Below are 4,135 nucleotides of genomic sequence, written 5' to 3' on the forward strand. Positions count from 1 at the left end.
CCGGCATCGGTCGGCTGAATAGTACGGAAAGCGGTGTACCGTTCCAAATATTCCCCTATAGCCTTGATATGGGGGTCACCATCGAAACCAAAGCCATGCCCATTGACCGCGTGATGATCGACTGCCGAGAAAACCGAAGGTTCGTAGATAGAGGCAGGATAGCCTGCCGACAGACGGAATCTCGGCGTCTTAAGATCGAAATTTCGAAAGCTATTGGACACTTTCATCTCCCGGAAAGCCGAACGCTTGAATGGCGGCGGGGAGAAGCAACCTGCTGTCTAGCCCACAGGATTTGGTAAATTCATACTCGGAGAAGCCCGCAAGGACGCGAGAAGCAATCCCGTTATCCTGCGCTATAGCTGCGATGTGCTGATACATCGAGCCAACCTCAAGTAAGGCAAGCCGGTAGCCGCGCGATCGGTATTTGAAAGTGGCTTTCTTCAAATTGATGAAGTAGGCGACGTAGAAAGCGGCCCCTTCAATAGTGGCGATAGTAATAAACCGATCCTGGTCGAATTGCGCCGGTAGCAGTTCGAAGCGGTTGCTGGTCGGGAGGTAGTGCGCGACAGAAAAAGGAGGTATCCCTTCAACTCTATCGCTGGTTACTACGACAGCCTCAGCGCTGTAGAGCGCGCCACCGGACGGGTACGGCCTGCGTCCTTCGCCATCCGCTCCGATCGCTTGGCCAAGAATCAAGGCAATTTTCTCGAACTCCACAATACCAGGCTGCCCTTTCTTCAGGGATGGCCAGCGTGAAACCGTTGTCTGCGTGGTCGTGGAGTGGCCGAATACGATATCGCTGAAATGGGAAAAACGGGATTCCTTCGTTTCTGCAAGAAGTAGATTTTCCGTCGAAAGGAACGGTGCGCTGATGCGTTTCTCGAGGGTGGACCCTGCACAGGTGAAGCAATGCTGGTGAAAGACGCGAACGGTGTGTTCGACGTCAGGATCGACGAACTGGCTAGCAAAACCAATCTGGTTCAAGGCTGAAATATCGTCAGTCGACATGGTATCTGCTCCCTCTTTCAAATGGACCGCGGTCCTGCACTGAAGGTCGAATGGGCACCTCGATGGCGTTCAATGCGACCTGTATCCAGATTCATCTCTATGATGGTGCTGAGGTCGTCGGGGAACAGTGGCGCAACACCGTCGGCAAGAAGAGGGCGCACGCGCGTGTAAAGGAGGTGCAATGCTGCCGCGGCCTCGATCTCCAACGCTGCGAACGTTGGAACAGAGAGCGAGGTGACGGCATAAGGGTCTGCAAGAAAAAAGTCTGCCCAACTAATTGGCTTGAAGCCTGGATTTCTGTCGAGGCCGGCCAAGTTATGAAGGCCGCTGAAATGGTCTGGTAGGCCCATCGACGCGGAGTAAAAACCGTCAATGACGAAGTGTCGAAAAACAAAATATGCATGGAGGACGATGCACTCGGGGCACCGAGCACAGGCATCGTAGATTTCTCGCGCCGCAGCTGGAGTATAGGCGGCCTGAATCGCGATCAGAAAGGTTGGTCTACCTATGAGCGCCAGTTCGTGAACCGAAGTGCAAATTATGGCGTCGTTGTTCTCGATGCATTTCGCCAAGGAACGCGAAATCTCGTCCGAAGAGCAGTAGATTACAACGCTTTCATCGGATTTCATGCGACGCAGAATTTTGAGCTTGATCAAGAACTGCTCCGCTGCATCGATGGGAAGCCCATTGCGCTCCAGAATTTCCAAGGCAACGTGTTTATTGATGCGCGGCCGGATTGGTGAAAACTCCCGTAGTGCCGCTGCAAGATTGACATCGGTAATCGATGCAGCACCGGTCGGGGTAAACAGCTTGTAAACTCCGTCGATGTCAGCGGACTCAAGCACAAACGGCGATATTGTATACATAGCTTCCGATCCCAAATGACGACAGCGACGCCGATGCCGTGAATTATTCTGCATGCGCGGGCTAGTGGCCACCCCGGCGTCGGCATGCCGACGCCGGGGTGGGGCTGGGTCAGATCAAACGGTCATACCACAACGCGACGAGCCAGAGCTCTTGCCGCTTGCACCGCTACGGCTGGAGCTGTCGCAACGCGAGCAAGCCGCGGCCGAGGCCACGCCCGGAGCGGCGTCTTCATCCAAGAACTCGATTTCCGTACCAAACTGCGGAGGGTTCAGGTTCTGAATCATAGGGTTCTCCTTCTGTTAGCGCACCGCACCTCGCGGCACAGGTGACCCATAAAAATATAAATCCGAATTGTCAATGTACATATTTGTACCTATATTGCATCTAATCAGACTTTACTTAGTTATAGTTTGGTGTTTATGGTTTATCATAGGTGTTGGTGGTTATATGTCAGATTTTTCCAAGATATTACAGGTAATTCTACTGGTAATGACGCAGAATCGCAAGCAGAAGGCATTACTCGCGTTGGTCGTCCTCACCATTGCAGCGACAGCAGTAGGTGCGGCGATTTTTCCCGTGTTCTTTTCACTGGGTATTGATGCGCTCACAGATGAAAGCAAAGGGACCAATTTGGCCGTTACCTACATCCTCGCCTTCGGCGCAGGACTGACGCTGGTTGGAATACTTGAGCAACTTCAGTGGCTTACCTTCGGTCCTATGAACTTGAGGCTCCAACGCCACTTGACCACCCATGTCTTTCAACACGCCGTCTCATTACCTTATTACCGTCTCAAGACCTACACGACCTATGAGATCGGCCGTACGATAGAGAAGGGGCTGGATGCTGTCAGAGACATTACGTCGAACCTGACATTCTTTTTGATCCCGACAATCATAGAGCTGATAATCGCAGCGTCGGTAATCGCTTTCATGATCGATTTTTGGATCGCAGGGTTTCTGGTCGTCGCCCTGTTGGTGTACGGCTTGATCGCAAACGTCGCCGCCAGCCGCATTCGCTCCTCCACCGAAGAGGCCATGGGGAGCGGTATTGAAGCCTGGAGCTTTGGCCTCGACGGTGTTGCGAATGCCGAACTGTTACAACAATCCAATCTCGGTTCGAAATTCACTGGCAAGCTTGACGAAAAGCTGAAAGTGAACGATCGCGCATGGGCAATAACGTTCCGGCAGAGGGCCTACTATGGTGGACTTCAGGCACTCGTTTTCGGCTTGGTTGTGCTTGGCGTATTGTGGCGTGGCGGGGTGAATGCCGGGGAAGGCACTTTCAGCATCGGGGAACTCGTCCTACTGAATACCTACATTATCCGACTGCTGCAGCCGGTCGAAACGTTTGCACGTGTTTATCGTGACGTACATGCGGCTCTCGGGGAGGCCCAACTTCTTGCCGATCTGCTGGCCGTCGACGTTCCGGCACCAACAAAAGCCTCGCACCCAGCGGAAAAGCAGCCCCTCAGTCTCGACCTTCGCAACGTGTCGATTGATGTTGCGGACCACCGTGTTTTGTCCGGCCTTAACTTCAGTGTCCAGCCGAGGGTACCGCTTTTCATCATAGGGCCATCCGGTGTCGGGAAGAGCTCGCTGCTCAAGCTCCTATCCTGCCTGACGATACCAAGCGAGGGGGAGTATCTAGTAAACGGAGAGGCTGTTTCCGAAGACAATTTAAGCGCGCTGCGGGAGTGTATTGCCGTGGTGCAGCAGGACTGCCTTTTATTCGATTGGACAATCAGGGAGAACATTGCCTTCGGCTACGCTGGACCCAAGGCGCAGATCGAGGAGGTGATTTCCAATCTCGGACTGACAGACGTCATCAATCGGCACGAGGCACAAGGCGAGGCAACGGTCGGGGAGCGCGGTAATCGGCTGTCGGGCGGTGAGAAACAGCGCGTATCGCTTGCCCGCGCGCTGCTCAAAAAACCACGCCTGCTTCTCTTGGACGAAGCCACAGCTGCGCTGGACGAAGTTAACCGTAAGATGGCCCTAGCCGCAATCCAGACGCTTCAAGAAGACAATTCTAGCGTCTTTGTTACCCACGACCTTTCGTTAATAAAGCCTATGTCCCGGGTTCTCTTTCTCTGCTCGCCTGATGTGGCTTACCACGGCACTCATAATGAGCTTTTGGAAAACCATCCAGCCTACGGACAATTCATCGAAGGAATTGAGCGGGGCATCAATTCTAAGAGGCTGCCTCAAAAAGAGGTGGGTGATTTCAACAGGTTATGATTCCTTCGGTTTTGCGGGGCCT

The 4,135-nt window shown here is 53.4% G+C and carries 5 protein-coding genes; 1 reads left to right on the forward strand and 4 read right to left on the reverse strand.

Annotated elements, in window-relative coordinates:
- From PDO_RS28775 to PDO_RS28285, 4 genes are all read right to left on the reverse strand, one after another.
- Positions 1–221: hypothetical protein (locus tag PDO_RS28775; protein ID WP_007601655.1), on the reverse strand; the 221-nt coding region annotated here is incomplete at its 3' end.
- The gene (locus PDO_RS10690) at positions 211–1,008 is read right to left on the reverse strand and encodes a SagB/ThcOx family dehydrogenase (RefSeq protein WP_007601657.1); all 798 of its coding nucleotides are present in this window, start codon (positions 1,006–1,008) and stop codon (positions 211–213) included. The genes PDO_RS28775 and PDO_RS10690, both read right to left, overlap by 11 nt.
- Before the next feature lie 17 nt (positions 1,009–1,025).
- The gene (locus PDO_RS10695; protein WP_007601659.1) at positions 1,026–1,874 is read right to left on the reverse strand and encodes an McbB family protein; all 849 of its coding nucleotides are present in this window, start codon (positions 1,872–1,874) and stop codon (positions 1,026–1,028) included.
- Between the two features lie 114 nt (positions 1,875–1,988).
- Positions 1,989–2,159, reverse strand: a complete 171-nt coding sequence (locus PDO_RS28285; protein WP_007601661.1) for a phazolicin family TOMM bacteriocin — start codon at positions 2,157–2,159, stop codon at positions 1,989–1,991.
- A gap of 163 nt (positions 2,160–2,322) precedes the next feature.
- On the opposite strand from PDO_RS28285, the gene PDO_RS10700 reads away from it, so the two are divergent.
- Entirely contained in the window at positions 2,323–4,113 is a 1,791-nt protein-coding gene (locus tag PDO_RS10700; RefSeq protein WP_007601663.1) for an ATP-binding cassette domain-containing protein, read from the forward strand.
- Positions 4,114–4,135: the final 22 nt, after the last annotated feature.

The organism is Rhizobium sp. PDO1-076, from assembly GCF_000247475.1.
Taxonomy (GTDB): Bacteria; Pseudomonadota; Alphaproteobacteria; order Rhizobiales; family Rhizobiaceae; genus Allorhizobium.